Annotated in this window: 15 protein-coding genes; 7 read left to right on the plus strand and 8 right to left on the minus strand. The window is 58.4% G+C overall.

What is annotated here, in order from left to right; all coding sequences use genetic code 11:
- Nucleotides 1-91 precede the first annotated feature (91 nt).
- Entirely contained in the window at nucleotides 92-1,072 is a 981-nt protein-coding gene (gene ygfZ / locus SK50_RS20290; RefSeq protein WP_017692714.1) for a tRNA-modifying protein YgfZ, read from the plus strand.
- 111 nt (nucleotides 1,073-1,183) lie between these two features.
- Here the strand turns inward: ygfZ and SK50_RS20295 are convergent, their stop codons facing one another.
- The gene (locus SK50_RS20295) at nucleotides 1,184-1,843 is read right to left on the minus strand and encodes a PAQR family membrane homeostasis protein TrhA (RefSeq protein ID WP_003863433.1); all 660 of its coding nucleotides are present in this window, start codon (nucleotides 1,841-1,843) and stop codon (nucleotides 1,184-1,186) included.
- Between the two features lie 266 nt (nucleotides 1,844-2,109).
- Between SK50_RS20295 and SK50_RS20300 the strand changes: the two genes are divergently transcribed.
- The 6 genes from SK50_RS20300 to SK50_RS20325 all read left to right on the plus strand — a co-directional run bounded on the left by SK50_RS20300 (nucleotide 2,110) and on the right by SK50_RS20325 (nucleotide 8,027).
- Nucleotides 2,110-2,841, plus strand: coding sequence for a MurR/RpiR family transcriptional regulator (locus SK50_RS20300; RefSeq protein ID WP_048229868.1), 732 nt, complete (start codon nucleotides 2,110-2,112; stop codon nucleotides 2,839-2,841).
- A gap of 116 nt (nucleotides 2,842-2,957) precedes the next feature.
- Nucleotides 2,958-4,391, plus strand: coding sequence for a 6-phospho-beta-glucosidase BglA (bglA, locus tag SK50_RS20305; protein ID WP_017382891.1), 1,434 nt, complete (start codon nucleotides 2,958-2,960; stop codon nucleotides 4,389-4,391).
- A gap of 124 nt (nucleotides 4,392-4,515) precedes the next feature.
- Nucleotides 4,516-4,875 carry a hypothetical protein gene (locus SK50_RS20310; protein ID WP_003863427.1) on the plus strand — a complete coding sequence of 120 codons (360 nt, stop codon included), beginning with the start codon at nucleotides 4,516-4,518 and terminating at the stop codon, nucleotides 4,873-4,875.
- A 48-nt stretch (nucleotides 4,876-4,923) separates the two neighbouring features.
- Complete coding sequence (locus SK50_RS20315) at nucleotides 4,924-6,933, plus strand: protein-disulfide reductase DsbD family protein (protein ID WP_017692712.1); 2,010 nt, start codon at nucleotides 4,924-4,926, stop codon at nucleotides 6,931-6,933.
- Between the two features lies 1 nt (nucleotide 6,934).
- Nucleotides 6,935-7,537, plus strand: a complete 603-nt coding sequence (locus tag SK50_RS20320) for a DsbA family protein (RefSeq protein WP_017692711.1) — start codon at nucleotides 6,935-6,937, stop codon at nucleotides 7,535-7,537.
- Complete coding sequence (locus SK50_RS20325; RefSeq protein WP_017692710.1) at nucleotides 7,527-8,027, plus strand: protein disulfide oxidoreductase; 501 nt, start codon at nucleotides 7,527-7,529, stop codon at nucleotides 8,025-8,027. Before SK50_RS20320 ends, SK50_RS20325 begins: the two co-directional genes overlap by 11 nt.
- Nucleotides 8,028-8,029: 2 nt before the next feature.
- Here SK50_RS20325 and SK50_RS20330 read toward each other — a convergent pair whose 3' ends face one another.
- From SK50_RS20330 to pepP, 7 genes are all read right to left on the minus strand, one after another.
- Nucleotides 8,030-8,773 carry an SDR family oxidoreductase gene (locus SK50_RS20330; RefSeq protein ID WP_045333593.1) on the minus strand — a complete coding sequence of 248 codons (744 nt, stop codon included), beginning with the start codon at nucleotides 8,771-8,773 and terminating at the stop codon, nucleotides 8,030-8,032.
- Between the two features lie 70 nt (nucleotides 8,774-8,843).
- A complete protein-coding gene (gene gcvP, locus SK50_RS20335; RefSeq protein WP_048229869.1) occupies nucleotides 8,844-11,717 on the minus strand; it encodes an aminomethyl-transferring glycine dehydrogenase in 2,874 nt (957 codons plus the stop codon).
- 124 nt (nucleotides 11,718-11,841) lie between these two features.
- Nucleotides 11,842-12,231 (minus strand): glycine cleavage system protein GcvH, encoded by a 390-nt coding sequence (gene gcvH, locus SK50_RS20340; protein WP_006811885.1) that lies wholly within the window; start codon nucleotides 12,229-12,231, stop codon nucleotides 11,842-11,844.
- 23 nt (nucleotides 12,232-12,254) lie between these two features.
- Nucleotides 12,255-13,349, minus strand: a complete 1,095-nt coding sequence (gene gcvT, locus SK50_RS20345) for a glycine cleavage system aminomethyltransferase GcvT (protein ID WP_003860107.1) — start codon at nucleotides 13,347-13,349, stop codon at nucleotides 12,255-12,257.
- A gap of 397 nt (nucleotides 13,350-13,746) precedes the next feature.
- A complete protein-coding gene (gene ubiI, locus SK50_RS20350) occupies nucleotides 13,747-14,949 on the minus strand; it encodes an FAD-dependent 2-octaprenylphenol hydroxylase (RefSeq protein WP_048229870.1) in 1,203 nt (400 codons plus the stop codon).
- A 12-nt stretch (nucleotides 14,950-14,961) separates the two neighbouring features.
- Complete coding sequence (ubiH, locus tag SK50_RS20355; RefSeq protein ID WP_032669263.1) at nucleotides 14,962-16,140, minus strand: 2-octaprenyl-6-methoxyphenyl hydroxylase; 1,179 nt, start codon at nucleotides 16,138-16,140, stop codon at nucleotides 14,962-14,964.
- Nucleotides 16,137-17,450 carry a Xaa-Pro aminopeptidase gene (gene pepP / locus SK50_RS20360; protein WP_026080576.1) on the minus strand — a complete coding sequence of 438 codons (1,314 nt, stop codon included), beginning with the start codon at nucleotides 17,448-17,450 and terminating at the stop codon, nucleotides 16,137-16,139. Before pepP ends, ubiH begins: the two co-directional genes overlap by 4 nt.
- Nucleotides 17,451-17,457 lie beyond the last annotated feature (7 nt).

The following is a 17,457-nucleotide window of genomic DNA, read 5'->3' on the forward strand; positions in this document are numbered from 1 at the left end:
GCACGAATGGCCTGCTGAAAGCGCTTGCATTGAATACAGTCTCTTTTACCATTAGGTATTATCAAAGCGTTAAGCAATTCAGGACATCACTATGGCATTTACACCATTTTCTCCTCGCCAGCCCGCCGCCTCTGCGCGTCTGCCGCTGACGCTGATTACTCTTGATGACTGGGCACTGGCGACACTGACTGGTGCGGACAGTGAAAAATACCTGCAAGGCCAGGTCACGGCGGACGTGGCGCAGTTGACTGAGCACCAGCATCTGCTGGCCGCGCATTGCGATCCAAAAGGCAAAATGTGGAGCAACCTGCGTCTGTTCCGCCGTCAGGACGGATTCGCCTTTATTGAGCGCCGCAGCCTGCGTGACGCCCAGCTTAAAGAGCTGAAAAAATACGCGGTCTTTTCTAAAGTCACCATCGCCCCGGACGATGAACACGTTCTGCTGGGGGTCGCGGGTTTCCAGGCGCGTGCAGCGCTGAAAAACCTGTTTGCCGAGCTGCCGGATGCTAAAAAACAGCTGGTCAGCGAGGGAGCGACCTCCATTCTGTGGTTCGAACACCCGGCGGAGCGCTTCCTGCTGGTAACCGACGAAGCAACGGCGGAACGCGTCACTGACGCCCTGCGCGGTGAAGCACAGCTCAACAACAGCCAGCAGTGGCTGGCGCTGAACATCGAAGCGGGCCTGCCGGTGATTGACGCGGCAAACAGCGCGCAGTTTATCCCGCAGGCGACAAACATCCAGGCGCTGGGTGGTATCAGCTTTAAGAAGGGCTGCTACACTGGTCAGGAAATGGTGGCGCGTGCGAAATTCCGCGGCGCGAACAAACGCGCCCTGTGGACACTGGCTGGTCACGCCAGCCGTGTGCCGGAAGCGGGTGAAGATCTTGAGATGAAGATGGGCGAAAACTGGCGCCGTACCGGCACCGTGTTAGCCGCCGTCCAGCTCGATGATGGCCGCCTGCTGGTGCAGGTTGTCATGAATAATGATATGGAGCCCGACAGCGTGTTCCGCGTGCGGGATGATGCAAACACGCTCAGCATTGAGCCGCTACCGTATTCTCTGGAAGATTGATGCTGTATCGCCCGGTGGCGCTGCGTTTACCGGGCCTACGGTGTTGATATTCTCCCTCTCCCTGTGGGAGAGGGTCGGGGTGAGGGCATCAGACCGCACCTTACAAAAAAACTACACCTGCCCAACATACAGATAAATTGCCAGGAAGTGGCACACGCTGCCGCCCAGCACAAAGCCGTGCCAGATGGCATGGTTGTACGGAATACGCTTGCAGACGTAGAAAATCACGCCCAGCGAGTAGACTACCCCGCCCACCGCCAGAAGCGTCACGCCCCCCACCGCCAGCTTAATGGCTAACTGATACACCACAATCAGCGACAGCCAGCCCATTGTCAGATAGGTAACCAGCGACAACACTTTAAACCGGTGCGCAATGGTCAGCTTAAACAGGATCCCCAGCAGCGCCAGGCTCCAGATCACAATCATCAGGCCACGCGACAGCGGTGAGTTGAGCCCCACCAGCAAAAACGGCGTATAGGTACCCGCAATAAGAAGATAGATAGCGCAGTGGTCAAATTTCTTGAGCCATATCTTCGCCCGTTGATGCGGAATAGCGTGATACAGCGTTGAGGCCAGGAAAAGCAGGATCATACTCCCGCCATACAGACTGTAGCTGGTAATGGCCATCGCGCTGGCGTTGGTATCCACTGCCTGTACCAGCAATAACACTAAGCCGACAATCCCAAAAACCAGGCCAATGCCGTGGCTTATACTGTTGGCTACTTCCTCAGCCAGCGAATATCCCTGTGCGATTAATGGTCTGCTCACCATACTTAACTCCGGGAAAACAAAAGATGATTATTCATCGCCAGTCTATGCTAACTGAGAATGATTCCAGTGAACACCTGTTAGCTAAAATAAATCCACATTCAAGATTTATCCTTATAAATCAGCATAATGTAAAAACAATCCACCGCACAGGTGTAAATGATTTCATTAACATCTAAGTAATCAAGGAGATAAATCCGTCTCCCGTCCTTCGTCATCATGGTATGCTTCAGGAATAGTGTCCGACAGCGAGTTTAGCCATTGTGAGTATGTTCAGCCATTCCGCCATTGCCAGCCTCAACAATCTGGAAATGATGGTCTACAACTATGTCATTAAGAACCGCGATAAAGTGATGTACATGACCATCCGCGAGCTGGCGGATGCGGCGGGCGTTTCCACTACTACCATCCTGCGCTTCTGCCGCAAGCTTAACTGCGATGGCTACTCGGAATTTCGGGTGCGCTTTAAACTCTATCTGGAGCAGAACGAGCCGCAGCAGGCGAATTTTGGTGCCAGTGAAATCATCAGCTTCTTTAAAAGCGTAAATAACGAAGAGTTTGATGCGCTATTAGATAACGCCGTCGATATTATTTTATCATCTGAACGAATTATTTTTGTCGGTGCGGGCACCTCCGGATCGCTGGCAAAATATGGCGCACGTTTCTTTTCAAATATCGGGAAATTCAGCAACCATATCGACGATCCTTATTTCCCGGTCACTAACGAAATGGCTAAAAATGCGCTGGCTATTGTACTCTCCGTCTCCGGCGAAACCGAGGAGATCCTGCGCTTCGCCAGCCAGTTCAGCCTGCACCACTGCAAGGTGCTCTCAGTCACCAGCCACGAACATTCACGTCTCGCAAAGCTGGCGGACTTTAACCTCTCCTGGCATGTCCCGCAAACGCGCATTGGCGGCGTTTACGATATCACCACGCAAATTCCCGTCATCTATATTCTGGAATCATTAGGCCGGAAACTGGCGAAGAAATTAACAGAATAAAACATCCTGTTTTTTTGATGTGACAAATTACAATTTCCGCAAAATGTTATATCGTGACATTTAATTCCGCTTTGCTAGACTCGAAATCAATAAGTCCTGAATTGAGAATAGCAAAGATGAAAAAACTCACCTTACCGAAAGATTTTTTATGGGGCGGCGCGGTAGCGGCGCACCAGGTTGAAGGCGGCTGGAACAAAGGCGGCAAAGGGCCAAGCATCTGCGACGTGCTCACCGGCGGCGCACACGGCGTTCCGCGAGAAATCACGCAGGAAGTGATTGAAGGCAAATATTACCCCAACCACGAAGCCGTCGACTTCTACGGCCATTACAAAGAAGACATCAGGCTGTTTGCCGAGATGGGCTTCAAATGTTTCCGTACCTCCATCGCCTGGACGCGCATCTTCCCGAAAGGCGACGAAACTCAGCCAAACGAAGAGGGGCTGAAGTTTTACGACGACATGTTCGATGAACTGCTGAAGTACAACATCGAGCCGGTGATCACCCTCTCCCACTTTGAAATGCCGCTGCACCTCGTTCAGGAATATGGCGGATGGACCAACCGTAAAGTGGTCGATTTCTTTGTGCGCTTCTCGGAAGTGGTATTTGAGCGCTACAAAAATAAGGTCAAATACTGGATGACCTTCAACGAAATCAACAACCAGCGCAACTGGCGTGCGCCGCTGTTCGGCTACTGCTGCTCTGGCGTGGTCTATACCGAGCACGACAACCCGGAAGAGACCATGTACCAGGTGCTGCACCACCAGTTCGTGGCCAGCGCGCTGGCGGTGAAAGCCGCACGCCGCATTAACCCGGAAATGAAAGTCGGCTGCATGCTGGCGATGGTGGCGCTCTATCCGTACTCCTGCAAGCCAGAAGATGTCATGTTCGCTCAGGAATCCATGCGCGAGCGCTACGTCTTTACCGACGTACAGCTGCGCGGCTACTACCCGTCTTACGTGCTGAACGAGTGGGAGCGCCGTGGCTTCTCCATCAAAATGGAAGCGGGCGACGAGCAGATCCTGCGTGAAGGCACCTGCGATTACTTAGGTTTCAGCTACTACATGACCAACGCGGTCAAAGCGGAAGGCGGTACCGGTGACGCCATTTCCGGCTTCGAGGGCAGCGTGCCGAACCCACACGTCAAGGCGTCCGACTGGGGCTGGCAGATTGATCCGGTAGGCCTGCGCTATTCGCTGTGTGAACTGTACGAACGTTATCAGAAGCCGCTGTTTATCGTGGAAAATGGTTTCGGCGCCTACGACACCGTGGAAGAGGACGGCAGCATCAACGATGACTATCGCATCGACTACCTGCGCGCCCACGTGGAAGAGATGATGAAGGCGGTGACCTGGGATGGCGTGGATCTGATGGGCTACACGCCGTGGGGCTGCATCGACTGCGTCTCCTTCACCACCGGCCAGTACAGTAAGCGCTACGGCTTTATCTACGTCAACAAGCACGACGACGGTACCGGTGACATGTCCCGCTCCCGTAAGAAGAGCTTTGAGTGGTATAAAACCGTCATTGCCAGCAACGGCGAAACGCTGTAATGGCTCGCCCTCTCTGCAAGCGGAGAGGGCAAACCGCTTATCTTCCAGACACTTCTTTACAGCTTTTGCGTTGCCAAAATATGTTCGCCCGATAATATAGGCGTCCTGAATATTTGAGGCGAACATGATCAAGCGACAACGCAACGCTATCCTGCTTGTAGCCCTGGCCTGCCTGGTGGTGCTGATATGCACCGCCCAGCGGATGGCCGGGATGCACGCGCTTGTCATGAACGTCACCGCCACGAGCCAGTCTGTCCAGCAGGGGCAGGAGAGTACCGACGCACCGGTAACCCCGTGTGAGCTTAGCGCCAAGTCGCTGATGTCGGTCCCGCCTGTTTTGTTTGAAGGCGCCCTGATTGCCGTCACCCTGCTGCTGGCGTTGCTGGCAGCCAGTCCACCGCGCCGCGAACGGCAGTGGCCTCCCCGCGTTATCTCCCCGCCCCGGTTAAGGGTGCATCTGCGATTATGCGTCTTCCGTGAATGAGCCTTCGCCTGTTACTTCAGGTTAATTCATTATTTACGGAGAAAATTTATGTTTACTGTATTCAGGCGACTGCTGGTCTGCCTGCTTTGGCTATGGCTGCCCCTCAGCCAGGCTGCCGACAGCGGCTGGCTGCGCGCCGCCGATAATCAGCACGCCAGCGTCAGGCTGCGTGCGCAACCCGAAAGCACTGGCGAAACCCGCCTGCTGCTGGACGTCGCCCTGCAAAAAGGCTGGAAAACCTACTGGCGCTCGCCGGGCGAAGGCGGCGTCGCACCCGCGATTAAATGGCATCAGCCCGTCGAGGCGATCTGGCGCTGGCCTGTGCCGCAGCGTTTCGACGTCGCGGGCATCACCACGCAGGGCTACCACGGAGATGTCAGCTTTCCCATCACTCTGCGGGGCGACGTCCCGAAGATCCTGAGCGGCGTACTGACGCTCTCCACCTGTAGCAACGTCTGTATTCTTACCGACTACCCGTTTTCGCTGAACATGACCGCATCCGCAGGCGCCGGTTTTGATTACGATTTCAGTCGGGCCATGGGCACCCTTCCGCTCAGCGGCGGGTTGACCTCAACGCTTAACGCCACCTATGCCCCCGGCAAGCTGACCGTAACGGCGCAGCGTGACGCAGGCTGGCAGGCACCGTCCCTGTTTATCGACGGTATGGATGATGTTGATTTCGGCAAACCGGCCCTCACCGTGCGCGGTGACTCGCTGGTCGCCACCGTGCCCGTGACGGACAACTGGGGCGAGGCCGCGCCCAACCTCAGCGGCAAAACCCTGTCGCTGGTTCTGGCCGATAGCGGGCAGGCGCAGGAGTCCAGCCTGAGCATTCAGCCGGGGAACGCCGCGCCGACGCTCTCGTTAGGCTGGGTGCTGCTGATGGCGCTGGCGGGCGGTCTGATCCTTAACGTCATGCCCTGCGTACTGCCCGTGCTGGCCATGAAGCTGGGCACGCTGATGCAAACCGAACGGCAGGCGCGGGGTCAGGTACGCCGACAGTTTCTTGCGTCGGTAGCCGGGATCGTGATCTCGTTCCTCGCGCTGGCGCTGATGATGACGGTTTTACGCTTAGGCAATCAGGCGCTCGGCTGGGGGATCCAGTTCCAGAATCCGTGGTTTATTGGCGCGATGGCGCTGGTGATGGTGCTTTTCAGCGCCAGCCTGCTGGGGTTGTTTGAAATCCGTCTCCCTTCCGGCGCCAGCACCTTCCTCGCCACGCGCGGCGGCAACGGGCTTGCGGGTCATTTCTGGCAAGGCGCGTTTGCCACGCTGCTGGCGACACCCTGCACCGCGCCGTTCCTGGGTACGGCGGTCTCGGTCGCGCTGGCGGCGCCGCTTCCCCTGCTGTGGGGGATCTTCCTGGCGATGGGTATCGGCATGAGCCTGCCGTGGCTGCTGGTGGCGGCCTGGCCGGGGCTGGCCCAGCGGTTGCCGCGTCCGGGACGCTGGATGAACGTCGTACGCGTAGTGCTGGGGATGATGATGCTCGGCTCATCGCTGTGGCTGCTGAGCCTGCTGACGGTGCACATTGGCAGCCTGCCCGTCATCACGCTGGGCGTGTTCCTGATCCTTACGCTGCTGCTGGTCACCGCCTGGCGCTACCGCTGGCAAACGGCACTGCGCGCCGGGGTATTAGCTGTAGTGGTGGCCGGGGCGGTCGCGTTTGTATCCGGTTCCGGCGGCGAGGGTTCCCGCCGCGATCGTATTCACTGGCAGCCGCTCAGCGAGCAGGCCATTGCCCGCGCGCTGGCGGAGAACAAACGGGTGTTCGTCGACGTGACCGCCGACTGGTGCGTGACCTGTAAAGCCAATAAATACAACGTGCTGCTGCGCGACGACGTGCAGGATGCGCTCTCCTCCCCGGACGTTGTCGCCCTGCGCGGCGACTGGAGCCGCCCCTCAGATACCATCAGCCAGTTCTTAACCACGCGCGGCAGCGCCGCCGTACCGTTTAACCAGATCTACGGACCGGGATTACCGCAGGGCCACGTGCTGCCTGCGTTGTTAAGCCGCGAAGCGGTGCTGAGCACCCTGTCCGATGCAAAAGGAAAATAGCATGAGAGCCTTCGTTGCCTTACTTCTGCTGTCGTTATCAACGTTCGGTTTCGCCGCACCTTCTGATGACGCTTCCAGCGACCAGCTGGCAAAACTGCTGTTTAACGACCCCAACAGCCCGCGAACCGGCGCGACATCGCCGAAGCTGACCATCGTCTCCTTCACTGACTACAACTGCCCGTATTGCAAGCAGTTCGACCCAATGCTTGAGAAAATCGTGCAGGAAAATCCCGACGTGCAGCTCATCGTCAAACTGCTGCCGTTCAAGGGACAAAGCTCGGTAAATGCCGCGAAAGCGGCACTCTCAACGTGGCAGCAGGCGCCGGATAAATTCTGGGCGCTCCACCAGCGGCTGATGATGAAAAAGGGCTATCACGATGACGCCAGCATCGCCGCCGCGAAGGCAAAGACCGGAACGGACAGCATTAAAACGGATGATAAAACCATGGACAGCCTAAAGATGAACCTCATCCTGGCGCAGGTGCTGAATATTCAGGGTACCCCGGCGACCATTATCGGCGACCAGATGGTGGCGGGCGCAATTCCGTATGACGACCTGGAGGGGCTGGTCAAAGAACAGCTGGCAAACGCCCGTGGCAAGTAAGCTTCCGCGCCTGCTGCGCGAGCTGGGCGTGTGGCTGCTGATTGGCGTAGCCGTGAGCCTGGCGGTGGACTATTTCCGCCAGCCCGCGCTGCCGCAGAATTTCTCCGCGACGGCACTGCACACCCTCGACGGTCAGCCCGTCGATCTTATCGCCATGAGTAAGGAGCGACCGCTGCTGGTCTACGTCTGGGCGACATGGTGCGGCGTCTGCCGCTATACCACGCCGTCGGTGGCGACGCTTGCCGCGGACGGGGGTAACGTGATGTCGGTTGCGCTGCGCTCGGGCGATAACGCGACGCTCGAAACATGGATGAGGAAGAAGAAGGCGATGATGCCCACGGTCAACGACGCCAGTGGAGAACTGGCGCGTGAGTGGGACGTTAAGGTGACGCCAACGCTGGTAGTGATCTCTCACGGCGAGGTGAAGTCGATCACCACCGGCTGGACCAGCGGCTGGGGAATGCGCCTGCGGCTGTGGCTGGCGTCGTAGCGTTACTTCCCGCCAGCCAGCTCCAGGAAGCTACCGGTGACATAGGAGGCTTTGTCGCTCAGCAGCCAGGCAATGGCCTGGGCGACCTCCTCCGGCTGACCGCCACGCTGCATCGGTAACATCGACTTCACCCGATCCACACGCCCCGGCTCGCCGCCGGAGGCGTGAATATCGGTATAAATCAGGCCTGGCCGCACGCAGTTAACGCGAATGCCCTGCGCCGCCACCTCCAGCGCGAGGCCGGTGGTCAGGGAATCCACCGCCCCTTTTGAGGCGGCATAATCCACATATTCCCCCGGCGCGCCCAGCCGTGATGCCGCCGAGGAGACATTCACAATCGCGCCGCCCTTGCCGCCGTGTTTATGCGACATGCGCTTAACCGCTTCACGGCAGCAGAGAAAATAGCCGGTGACGTTGGTAGCCAGCACACGGTTAATACGTTCAGCGGAGAGATTTTCGATGGTGGATTGTTCAAACAAAATCCCGGCGTTGTTCACCAGCGCGGCGAGCGGCTCACCTTCGCGATCGATGCTGTCGAACATCGCCATCACCTGCGCTTCATCGCTGATGTCCGCGCGTACGGCAAAGGCTTTACCGCCCGCGTCCACGATCTGATTAATGACGTCCGTCGCGGCTTTGATGTTGTGATGAAAATTCACCGCAACGGTGTAGCCTTCGCTTGCCAGCTGTAGCGCGGTGGCTTTACCAATACCCCGGCTGGCGCCGGTGACCAGTGCAATTGCCATTCTTTTCTCCCAATAAAAAAGCCGGGTGGCGGCTTCGCCTTACCCGGCCTACGTTACTACAGGAACAACGTTACTGGTATTCGCTCATCGGCACGCAGGAGCAGAACAGGTTACGGTCGCCGTAAACATCATCAAGACGTTTCACGGTTGGCCAGTATTTGTTTGCCACACCTGCCGGGAAGACAGCCAGCTCGCGGGTATAACCGTGGTTCCACTCTGCCACCAGTTCGTTCTGTGTATGCGGCGCGTTCACCAGCGGGTTATCTTCCAGCGTCCACTCCCCGCCTTTCACGCGGTCGATTTCGCTGCGGATCGCCAGCATGGCGTCGATAAAGCGATCCAGCTCCACCTTGCTTTCAGATTCAGTCGGCTCAACCATCAGCGTACCCGCTACCGGGAACGACATGGTTGGCGCGTGGAAGCCGTAGTCGATCAGGCGCTTGGCAATATCCAGCTCGCTGATGCCCGTCTCTTCTTTCAGAGGACGAATATCGAGGATGCATTCGTGCGCCACGCGACCGTCGCGACCGGTATAGAGCACCGGATAGGCGTCCTTCAGACGCGTTGCGATGTAGTTGGCGTTGAGGATCGCCACCTGGCTGGCTTGATTCAGCCCTTCCGCGCCCATCATGCGGATGTACATCCAGCTGATTGGCAGGATAGAGGCGCTGCCGAACGGTGCCGCGGAGACCGCGCCCTGACGGGTCAGCATGCCTTCAATCTGCACCACGCTGTGGCCCGGCACAAACGGTGCCAGGTGCGCTTTCACGCCGATTGGGCCCATCCCCGGGCCGCCACCGCCGTGCGGAATGCAGAACGTTTTATGCAGGTTCAGGTGCGACACATCCGCGCCAATAAAGCCCGGAGAGGTGATGCCCACCTGGGCGTTCATGTTTGCGCCGTCGAGGTAAACCTGGCCGCCGAACTGATGCACCACTTCACACACTTCACGGATAGTTTCTTCGTACACGCCGTGGGTGGATGGGTAGGTCACCATGATGCAGGAGAGTTTGTCGCCCGCCTGCTCGGCTTTGGCGCGCAGGTCGGCCAGATCGATGTTGCCGTTTTTGTCGCACGCCACAACCACCACTTCCATTCCTGCCATCTGGGCAGAAGCCGGGTTGGTACCGTGGGCAGAGCTTGGGATCAGGCAGATATCACGGTGGCCTTCATTGCGGCTTTCGTGATAGTGACGGATCGCCAGCAGACCAGCGTATTCACCCTGCGCACCGGAGTTCGGCTGCATGCAGAGCGCGTCGTACCCGGTCAGCTTCACCAGCCAGTCGGAGAGCTGGTTGATCATCATGTGATAACCTTCCGCCTGCTCAGCCGGGCAGAACGGGTGCAGCTCAGAGAATTCAGGCCAGGTAATTGGGATCATCTCAGCCGCGGCGTTCAGCTTCATGGTGCAGGAGCCCAGCGGGATCATCGCCTGGTTCAGCGCCAGATCTTTACGTTCCAGAGAGTGCATGTAACGCATCATCTCGGTTTCGCTGTGATAGCGTTTGAACACCGGGTGAGTCAGGATCGCGTCGTCGCGCAGCATGCTTTCCTGAATGGAGCGGCTGTCGAGCGCAACCTCTTTGTCGAGCGTATCAACGTCCAGACCGTGTGCGTCACCCAGCAATACGTTGAACAGGGTCAGGATATCGTCACGGGTGGTGCTTTCGTCCAGCGTAATGCCGACCGCATTGTGAATGTCGCTGCGCAGGTTGATTTGCGCTGCCTCGGCGCGCGCCAGCACGGCCGCTTTGTCTGCCACCTCGACGCACAGGGTATCGAAATAGTGTTCATGACGCAGTCTGAGACCTTTCTGTTGCAGACCGCAGGCCAGGATATCGGCCAGACGGTGGATGCGGCTGGCAATACGTTTCAGGCCAGCCGGACCGTGGAACACCGCGTACAGGCTGGCAATGTTAGCCAGCAGCACCTGCGAGGTACAGATGTTGGAGTTCGCTTTCTCGCGGCGGATATGCTGCTCGCGGGTCTGCATCGCCATGCGCAGCGCGGTGTTACCGGCGGCATCTTTCGATACGCCGATAATACGGCCTGGCATGGAACGTTTAAATTCATCTTTCGCGCCAAAGAACGCCGCGTGCGGGCCGCCGTAGCCCATCGGCACGCCGAAACGCTGAGCTGAGCCGAAGACAATATCCGCGCCCTGTTTGCCTGGCGCCGTCAGCAGCACCAGCGCCATAAAATCAGCGGCGACGCTAACAATAACCTTACGGGATTTCAGCTCGGCGATCAGTGCGCCGTAGTCGTGCACTTCCCCGGTGGTGCCCACCTGCTGCAACAGCACGCCGAAGACGTCCTGGTGATCCAGAACTTTTTCCGCGTCGTCGACAATCACCTCAAAGCCAAAGGTTTCCGCACGGGTGCGCACCACGTCCAGCGTCTGGGGATGCACGTCCGCCGCGACGAAGAAGCGGTTGGCGTTTTTCAGCTTGCTCACGCGCTTCGCCATCGCCATCGCTTCGGCGGCGGCAGTGGCTTCATCCAACAGCGAGGCAGAGGCGATATCCATACCGGTCAGATCCAGCGTCACCTGCTGGAAGTTCAGCAGCGCTTCCAGACGGCCCTGGGAGACTTCTGGCTGATATGGGGTGTAAGCGGTGTACCAGCCCGGGTTTTCCAGCATGTTACGCAGGATCACCGGCGGTAACTGCACGTTGGTGTAGCCCATGCCAATGTAAGACTTATAGCGCTTGTTAAGGCCGGCGATGGCCTTCAGCTCCGCCAGCGCGGCGAACTCCGTCGTGGACTCGCCTACCTGCGGCGGCGTGGCAAGCTGGATGTCTTTTGGCACGATCTGGCCGATCAGTGCGTTTAATGAATCCGCGCCAACTGTCTTCAGCATCTCCTGCTGTTGCTGAGCATCCGGCCCAATGTGACGTTCAATGAAAGCGCCACGGTTTTCAAGCTGGCTTAAAGTCTGTGTCATGAGCGATGGTTCCTGAAACGTGCAGTGAATTTAAGTTCCCTCTCCCTTTGGGAGAGGGTTAGGGTGAGGGGAAGATTGGCACCCTCACCCCTGCCCTCTCCCAAAGGGAGAGGGGGATTACTGATTACTCGTCTTCTAACAGTGCTTCGTACGCGGTCGCATCCAGCAGCGCGGCAACCTGCGCTTCGTCGCTGGCTTTGATCTTGAAGATCCAGCCGCCTTCATACGGTTCGCTGTTGACCAGCTCCGGGGAGTCGCTCAGCGCGTCGTTCACGGCAACAATTTCACCGCTCACCGGGGCGTAGATGTCAGAGGCCGCTTTAACGGATTCCGCTACCGCACAGTCGTCGCCTGCGCTCACGGTTGCGCCCACTTCCGGCAGGTCAACAAACACCATGTCGCCCAGCAGCTCCTGCGCGTGCTCGGTGATCCCAACGGTGTAAGTGCCGTCCGCCTCTTTGCGCAGCCACTCGTGTTCTTTGCTGTATTTCAGTTCTGCTGGCACATTGCTCATTGAAGTTCTCCTGATAAAAATAGTTAGGCGACCGGCTTACCGGCGCGAACAAAAATCGGTTTGGTCACGTTGACCGGCATTTCGCGGTTGCGGATCTGCACCACCGCCGTTTCGCCAATCCCCGCCGGCACGCGTGCCAGGGCAATACTGTAGCCGAGCGTCGGGGAGAACGTTCCGCTGGTGATCACGCCTTCGCGATGATTGCCATCGGCATCGGTGAAGCGCACCGGCAGCTCGCCGCGCAGAACGCCTTTTTCTTTCATCACCAGGCCGACCAGCTGTTCAGTGCCCTTCTCGCGCTGCATCTCCAGCGCTTCACGACCAATAAAATCACGGTCAGCCGGTTCCCAGGCGATGGTCCAGCCCATATTGGCCGCCAGCGGAGAGACGCCTTCGTCCATCTCCTGACCGTAGAGGTTCATCCCCGCTTCCAGACGCAGCGTATCGCGCGCGCCCAGGCCCGCAGGCTTCACGCCCGCCTCCACCAGCGCACGCCAGAAATCAGCGGCCTTCTCGTTTGGCATCGCAATTTCGTAGCCCGCTTCACCGGTGTAGCCGGTGGTGGCGATAAACAGATCCCCCGCCTGCACGCCGAAGAATGGCTTCATGCCTTCGGTGGCTTTGCGCTGCTCGTCGCTGAACAGAGACGCGGCTTTCGCCTGCGCGTTTGGCCCCTGCACCGCAATCAGCGAAAGATCGTCACGAACGGTGATGTCTATGGCGTAAGGTTCAGCGTGTTGGGAAATCCAGGAGAGGTCTTTTTCGCGGGTGGCGGAGTTTACAACGAGGCGGAAGAAATCTTCGGTGAAGTAGTAGACGATGAGGTCGTCAATCACGCCGCCCGAGGCATTCAGCATGCCGGTATAGAGCGCTTTGCCCGGCGTCTTCAGTTTGGCGACGTCATTTGCCAGCAGATAACGCAAAAACTCCCGGGTGCGGCTACCGCGCAGGTCGACAATCGTCATATGAGACACGTCGAACATACCGGCATCGGTGCGCACCGCGTGGTGCTCATCAATCTGCGAGCCGTAGTGCAGCGGCATCATCCAGCCGTGGAAGTCCACCATGCGGGCGCCGCACAACACGTGCTGTTCGTACAAAGGAGTCTGTTGAGCCATCTTTTCCTCGTTGAAAAATTCACCGTGAAACCCGGTGTCGGCCTCGCGATCGGGGGCCGACGCAAACGTTCTCTTTTACCTGAACTTACCACCGAAACCGGCGGTTAACCATAAGGTAAAACAGGTCATCACATTAGCTTATGACCAAAAATCGCTGAAAAGCCTACAGAGTTATTCACTGGGAAAATGCGATTAAACCCGCATAAAATTAACAATGATCTAACAGAATTTAGCAGATGGTGATATTTCGTGCGGAAAAACGGGCCGAATTTCCGTAACATAAAAATAGTTAGATTAGATTTTCTAATGCGAAAAATGACGTGAAATTAGATTATTTCAAACGAGGAAATTTCCCCGGCGCGGAGGCCGGGAAAATAAAGTGTGACGGGGATCGAGATTAACGTAACCAGTCGGGAAGATCGTTGAGGCCCATTGCCTGACGAAGAAGCTGCGGTTTTACGCCGGGAAGGGTGTCGGCCAGTTTGAGGCCAATATCGCGCAGCAGTTTTTTCGCCGGATTCGCTCCGGCAAACAGCTCGCGGAAGCCCTGCATTCCCGCCAGCATCATCGCCGCACTGTGTTTGCGGCTGCGCTCGTAGCGACGCAGATACAGATGCTGACCAATATCTTTGCCTTCCCGATGCAGACGACGCAGCTCTTCAACCAGCTCAGCCGCGTCCATAAAGCCGAGGTTCACCCCCTGCCCGGCCAGCGGATGAATGGTATGCGCCGCATCCCCCACCAGCGCCAGACGGTGCGCGGCAAACTGACGCGCGTAGCGACCGGTTAACGGAAACGTCTGGCGTTCGCTTTCAAGCATGCACAGGCCCAGACGGTTATCAAACGCCACGCATAGCGCCTGACTGAAGGCATCCGGCGTCGCCTCCTGCATCTGCTGCGCTTTCTCCGGCTCTAAGGACCAGACGATGGAGCAGAAATGCGGATCGGCAAGCGGCAGGAAGGCCAGAATGCCGTCATTATGGAAAATCTGGCGCGCCACGCCGCCGTGCGGCTCTTCGGTGCGGATTGTGGCCACCAACGCGTGATGGCGGTAATCCCAGAAGGTCAGCGGAATATCCGCTTTGTTACGCAGCCAGGAATTGGCGCCGTCGGCACCCACCACCAGACGCGCGGTCAGCATGTCGCCACTTTCAAGAGTGATAAACGCGTCGTTTTCGCCCCACGCCACCTGCTGGAGTTTCGCCGGTGCGATCAGCGTGACGTCGCTGCACTGCTGTGCTTTCTGCCACAGCGCGTGGTGGATCACCGCGTTTTCAACGATGTGTCCAAGGTGGCTGTAGCCCATGCTTTCATCGTCAAACGCGATATGGCCGAAGCTGTCTTTGTCCCACACTTCCATGCCATGGTAACAGCTGGCACGCAGCGCCACGATTTCAGACCAGACGCCAAGGTGCGTCAGTAGCTTTTCGCTGGCGGCATTGATCGCCGAGACGCGCAGCTCCGGCGGTGCATCCTGCGCCACAGGCTGCGGCGCTTTTTGCTCAAGCACGGCCACGCGCAGGCCGCTGCCCTGTAAACCACAGGCCAGCGCCAGTCCTACCATTCCGCCACCCACAATGGCGACATCAACATTTTGCACGGTCAATACTCCTTAACGCGCGACCCAACCCAGGGTCCGCTGCGCCAGCACGTCACGTGCCGGAATGAACAGTTCCATCGCCATCAGCCCAAGGTTGCGACCCGCAACCAGCGGTGCCCAGCGATTGGCAAACAGGTGGACTAAACCGTCGGTGACGCCAATGGTCGCCGCTTTGTCCGCCTGGCGTCGTTTCTGGTAATGGCTTAGCACCGAGTATGCGCCACAATCCTGTTGTTCGCTCCACGTCCGGGCCAGTAGCTCTGCCAGGCTTATCACGTCACGGAGGCCAAGGTTGAAGCCTTGCCCGGCGATGGGGTGCAGCGTCTGCGCGGCGTTGCCGACCAGGGCGACGCGATGGGAGACAGTCTGCGATGCGGTCGTCAGCGCGAGCGGATAGGCCACGCGTTTTCCGGCATGGGTGATGCGCCCAAGCCGCCAGCCGAAGGCTTTTTGCAGCTCGGAACAAAAACGTTCGTCGGACCAGGAGAGAACCTCATCGGCCCGATCCTGCGCATGGCACCATACCAGCGAGCAGCGCCCGTTCGACATCGGCAGCATGGCCAGCGGGCCGTGCTCCGTGAAGCGCTCAAATGCCCTGCCGTTATGCGCGCCAGCCGTAGAGACGTTAGCGATGACCGCCGCCTGCCCATAGGGTTCAGAGCGCCATTCGACGCCGCACTGCGTGGCGATCGCGGAGCGTGAACCATCTGCCGCCACCAGCAGTTGCCCCTCCAGCGTGGTGCCGTTGTCCAGCGTCACGCTGACGGCCTCGTCACGACGGCTAAAGCTGGCGACGCGCGCCGGACAGTGCAGCGTGACGCCAGGCGCGTCCTGTAACAGACGGAACAGCCGCAGCCCTACGTTATGCAGCTCGACAACCTGCCCCAGCGCCTCGATCCGGTAATCGTGGGCATCCAGCGTCACAAACCCGGCATGCCCGCGATCGCTGACGTGAACGGTGCCGATCGCCGTTGCGCAATCCGCTATCGCCTGCCAGATCCCAATACGCGCAAGCTGCTGACAGGTTCCCTGCGCCAGCGCGATAGCGCGGGCGTCGAAACCGGGATGATCGGCCGCCTGCGGCGCGACCGCCTCGACGAGATGCACCGGAAGCTGGCCTTGGGTTAACTGCGAAATAGCCAGCGCCAGAGTAGCGCCGGTCATGCCTCCGCCAACGATGATTACGCTCATCCGCGTGCCGCCGCCATCAGCGCCTCGATGTCGTCAGCTTTTTTCACCACGGTCGCGGTCAGGTTTTCGTTACCGGTTTCGGTGATGACGATATCATCTTCAATACGAATGCCGATCCCGCGGTACTGTTCCGGCACGTCGGCATCCGGCGCGATGTACAGCCCCGGCTCAACGGTCAGCACCATGCCAGGCTCCAGCACGCGCGAACGTTCCGGACCGTATGCCCCGACGTCATGCACATCCAGCCCCAGCCAGTGGCTCAGGCCGTGCATAAAGTACGGACGATGGGCGTTTTCGGTTATAAGGGTGTCCACATCGCCTTTCAGAATGCCGAGCTTCACCAGCCCGGTAATCATGATGCGCACCACCTCGCCCGTAACCTCCTGGATGGAGGTGCCAGGACGGAACAGCGTCAGCGCGGTCTCCAGAGACTCAAGCACGATGTCATAGATTTCACGCTGCGCGGAGGTGAATTTACCGTTCACCGGGAAGGTACGGGTGATGTCGCCCGCGTAACCCTGATATTCACAGCCGGCGTCAATCAGCACCAGATCGCCGTCGCGCAGTTCACTTTCGTTTTCGGTGTAGTGCAGAATGCAGCCATTTTCCCCGCCGCCTACGATGGTGTTATAGGACGGGAAGCGCGCGCCGTGACGGTTAAATTCATGGTGAATTTCCCCTTCAAGCTGGTACTCGAACATACCGGGACGGCACTTTTCCATGGCGCGGGTATGCGCCAGGGCGCTGATTTCGCCCGCGCGGCGCATCACGTTCAGCTCTTCTTCAGACTTGAACAGGCGCATCTCATGCACCATCGGTCGCCAGTCCGTCAGGGTGGCGGGTGCAGACAAATTCTGACGTGAGCCTTTACGCAGCTTATCCAGCGCGGTGAAAACAATGTCATCCGCATACGCGTATTCGCCCTGGGCGTGATAGAGCACGTCCAGACCGTTCAGCAGTTGGTAGAGCTGCTGGTTGATTTCGCTGTAGGCCAGCGCGCGGTCCACGCCCAGTTTTTCTGGCGCCGCCTCCTGCCCTAAGCGGCGACCAAACCAGATTTCCGCGGTCAGATCGCGCACGCGGTTAAAAATCACGCTGTGGTTGTGGGTGTCATTGCTTTTAATCAGCACCAGTACCGCTTCCGGCTCGTTAAACCCGGTGAAGTACCAGAAATCACTGCTCTGGCGATAGGGGTATTCGCTGTCGGCGCTGCGCGTCACTTCCGGCGCGGCGAAAATCAGGGCAGCGCTTCCCGGCTGCATTTTTGCCAGCAGCGCCTGACGACGGCGAGAATACTCTTGACTGGAGATAACCATG

The sequence above is a fragment of the Enterobacter sp. BWH64 genome (assembly GCF_001037645.1).
Taxonomy (GTDB): domain Bacteria; phylum Pseudomonadota; class Gammaproteobacteria; order Enterobacterales; family Enterobacteriaceae; genus Enterobacter; species Enterobacter hormaechei_C.

Excerpts from the sequence above, each read along its gene's own strand:
- ygfZ (WP_017692714.1), top strand. The coding sequence starts at position 92 with ATGGCATTTACACCATTTTCTCCTCGCCAGCCCGCCGCCTCTGCGCGT.
- SK50_RS20295 (WP_003863433.1), bottom strand. The coding sequence starts at position 1,843 with ATGGTGAGCAGACCATTAATCGCACAGGGATATTCGCTGGCTGAGGAA.
- SK50_RS20300 (WP_048229868.1), top strand. The coding sequence starts at position 2,110 with ATGTTCAGCCATTCCGCCATTGCCAGCCTCAACAATCTGGAAATGATG.
- bglA (WP_017382891.1), top strand. The coding sequence starts at position 2,958 with ATGAAAAAACTCACCTTACCGAAAGATTTTTTATGGGGCGGCGCGGTA.
- SK50_RS20310 (WP_003863427.1), top strand. The coding sequence starts at position 4,516 with ATGATCAAGCGACAACGCAACGCTATCCTGCTTGTAGCCCTGGCCTGC.
- SK50_RS20315 (WP_017692712.1), top strand. The coding sequence starts at position 4,924 with ATGTTTACTGTATTCAGGCGACTGCTGGTCTGCCTGCTTTGGCTATGG.
- SK50_RS20320 (WP_017692711.1), top strand. The coding sequence starts at position 6,935 with ATGAGAGCCTTCGTTGCCTTACTTCTGCTGTCGTTATCAACGTTCGGT.
- SK50_RS20330 (WP_045333593.1), bottom strand. The coding sequence starts at position 8,773 with ATGGCAATTGCACTGGTCACCGGCGCCAGCCGGGGTATTGGTAAAGCC.
- gcvP (WP_048229869.1), bottom strand. The coding sequence starts at position 11,717 with ATGACACAGACTTTAAGCCAGCTTGAAAACCGTGGCGCTTTCATTGAA.
- gcvH (WP_006811885.1), bottom strand. The coding sequence starts at position 12,231 with ATGAGCAATGTGCCAGCAGAACTGAAATACAGCAAAGAACACGAGTGG.
- gcvT (WP_003860107.1), bottom strand. The coding sequence starts at position 13,349 with ATGGCTCAACAGACTCCTTTGTACGAACAGCACGTGTTGTGCGGCGCC.
- ubiH (WP_032669263.1), bottom strand. The coding sequence starts at position 16,140 with ATGAGCGTAATCATCGTTGGCGGAGGCATGACCGGCGCTACTCTGGCG.